Genomic DNA, 2,822 nt, shown 5'->3' with positions numbered 1-2,822 from the left:
CTTCCCCCGTTGGCGAAGCAAGGGAATGCGCGCGTCCCAGGGCTGCAATACGCTCCCTCAGATCGGCGGCGTAAGCACGTACATCATCATGAATTCGCGCGCCAGCGGAGACCATTCCGCCCACGATCGCAAAAAGATTCTTCACGCGATGATTCATTTCGCGGAGCATCAGTTCACGCGTCTCGGCGAGCATATATTCCGACGTTACATCGATGGAGACGCCGACCAGATGACGGACTGAGCCATCGCTCACGATCCTGCCGAAACTCTTGATGCGGCGCGCCTGGCCGTCTTGGATGACTCGATAGCTTGCTTCGAAATCGCCCCCTTGCGCGATCACTTCTGCCAACGCTGCATCGAAAGCTTCACGGTCGTCGGGATGCAGTCGCGCCAGGCGCCGGTCACCATCGGTTGAAGCGATGTCGGGCGCTATTCCCAGGATGGAACGCCCATGGTCATCGATGATCGCCTCGCCCGTGTCGACATTATATTCCCATGTTGCAACGCCACCTGCCCGAATGGCCATCCCAAGGCGCTCACGTTCGGCCGCAAGATCGCGCTCGAGAGACAATGCGTCAGTGATGTCCGTCAGGACGAGCGTCGCGCCGTCCGTCGATCCGCTCTGGGTTCTGTAAGGCAATGTTCGAAGCGAAAGGGTTCTCGCGCCATCGCGGGTCGTGACACGCCGCTGGATTACGGGATGCCCCTCTGTCACGGACCGTGCATCATCAAGATAGAGCGTCCCTGCAAGGCGTGACGTGACATCCTCCAATGGCCGTCCGCGGTCGCTGGGCTGAAGCGGGAAAAGCGCCGTCGCAGCTTCGGTATAGCTTCTGATCTGAAGTTTTCCATCGAGCACAATCACTGCCAGATCGGTCGACTCGAAGAAATTTCGAAGGTCGGAATTTGCAACAGTCAGCTGGTCAACTTTTGACTTCAGCTCATCATTTACGGTCGTGAGCTCTGTCCGGCGTCAGCACCCATGGCACAGATTATGGGTTGAGATTTAAGGAGGGTTTGGGCTTCGTCGTAGTGACGAAGGAACGCAGATGAAGCCCAAACCCTCCTTGCGAAAATCGCCGACGAAGGCCTCTGCCGAAGCCGTGGTGAAGGATATTCGCCGACAGACGCGGCGGCATTTCTCGGCCGAAGACAAGATCCGCATCGTGCTCGACGGATTGCGCGGCGAGGACAGCATCGCCGAACTGTGCCGGCGTGAAGGCATTGCCCAGAGCCTCTACTACACCTGGTCGAAGGAGTTCATGGAAGCCGGCAAGCGCCGTCTTGCCGGTGACACCGCCCGCAGTGCGACAACGGGCGAGGTTCAGGACCTGCGCCGCGAAGCCCGTGCCCTCAAGGAATGCGTGGCCGATCTGACGCTGGAAAACCGTCTGCTCAAAAAAAGCATGATCGCGGATGGGGGCGACGACGAATGAGGTACCCTGCCGCAGAAAAGCTGGAGATCATCAGGATCGTCGAGCAGTCGCACCTGCCCGCCAAGCACACGCTGGATAAGCTCGGCATTCCCCGCCGGACGTTCTACCGCTGGTATGATCGCTTCCTCGAAGGCGGCCCCGAATCGCTGGAGGATCGCCCCTGTGCGCCAGGCCGGGTGTGGAACCGCATTTCCGAGGATGTCCGCGAGCAGATCGTCGAGATGGCGCTTGATGCGACCGAACTCTCCCCCCGCGAACTGGCCGTGCGCTTCACCGACGAGAAGCGCTACTTCGTGTCGGAGGCCACGGTTTACCGCCTGTTGAAGGCGCACGACCTGATCACCAGTCCGGCCTATACCGTGATCAAGGCCGCCGACCAGTTCCACACGAAGACCACCCGGCCGAACGAGATGTGGCAGACAGACTTCACCTACTTCAAGATCATCGGGTGGGGCTGGATGTACCTTTCGACCGTGCTCGACGACTATTCGCGCTACATCATCGCCTGGAAGCTGTGCACCAACATGCGCGCCGAGGACGTCACCGACACGCTCGACCTCGCTCTCAAGGCCTCGGGTTGCGATAGTGCCACGGTGCTGCACAAGCCCCGGCTGTTATCGGACAACGGCCCCGGCTACATCGCGGGCGAACTCGCCGAGTACATCGAGGCCCAGCAGATGAGCCACGTTCGCGGAGCCCCGTTGCATCCGCAAACTCAGGGCAAGATTGAGCGCTGGCACCAGACCTTGAAGAACCGCATCCTGCTGGAGAATTACTTCCTGCCCGGCGACCTCGAGGCCCAGATCGAGGCGTTCGTGGAGCACTACAATCACCAGCGCTACCACGAGAGCCTGAGCAACGTGACCCCGGCAGACGCCTACTTCGGCAGGGCTCCCGCCATCATCAGGCGCCGCGAAACCATCAAGCGAAAGACCATCGAACATCGCCGCTTGCTTCACCGCAAGCTCGCCGCCTAACATCAAGCCCCAGACGAGGCCCGCTCTCCGCTAATCCACGATCCCATCTGTGCCAAATGTTTCGACGACGGACAATAGCCGATGACGGCTCCCTTCGCGCCGCTGTCGCCGTCCTGCTGGTCCAGCTTGGATCCTACGAGCGCACCGATGATTCCCGTGATCATAACTTGCTCCCTTGTTGAGACCAGAGGAGCGCACGACACCGGTTGAGGTTCCGCTGTTATCGTCTGATCCTTATGTTGGGCAGCATCCACCTAAGCGAACTAGCCGGGAATTTTGCGGATATATTCGGGTGTAGCGGACCGGCAGCACTTAGAGAGCCGGAACTGCGTGCTGAGTTAGCGACAATGCGCAGCTTGTTGTAGAGCCGCCTTACCGGCCCGCTATCGCATCGCGAACACTCTGGGCG

General features: G+C 60.0%; 2 protein-coding genes. One reads left to right on the top strand and one right to left on the bottom strand.

Annotated features, from left to right (window positions below):
- On the bottom strand, positions 1-865 hold an 865-nt coding region (locus tag KAY22_RS27395; RefSeq protein WP_296626206.1), incomplete at its 3' end, for a PAS domain-containing protein.
- 184 nt (positions 866-1,049) lie between these two features.
- Here KAY22_RS27395 and KAY22_RS27390 point away from each other — a divergent pair.
- A protein-coding gene (locus KAY22_RS27390; RefSeq protein WP_139278864.1) for an IS3 family transposase occupies positions 1,050-2,413 on the top strand; the annotation gives its coding sequence in 2 pieces (ribosomal slippage) (positions 1,050-1,397 and positions 1,400-2,413; 1,362 coding nt in all).
- Positions 2,414-2,822: the final 409 nt, after the last annotated feature.

This window comes from Rhizorhabdus sp., assembly GCF_018006725.1.
In the GTDB taxonomy this organism is placed as follows: Bacteria; Pseudomonadota; Alphaproteobacteria; order Sphingomonadales; family Sphingomonadaceae; genus Rhizorhabdus.
This window is presented reverse-complemented; position numbering and strand designations above follow the sequence as displayed.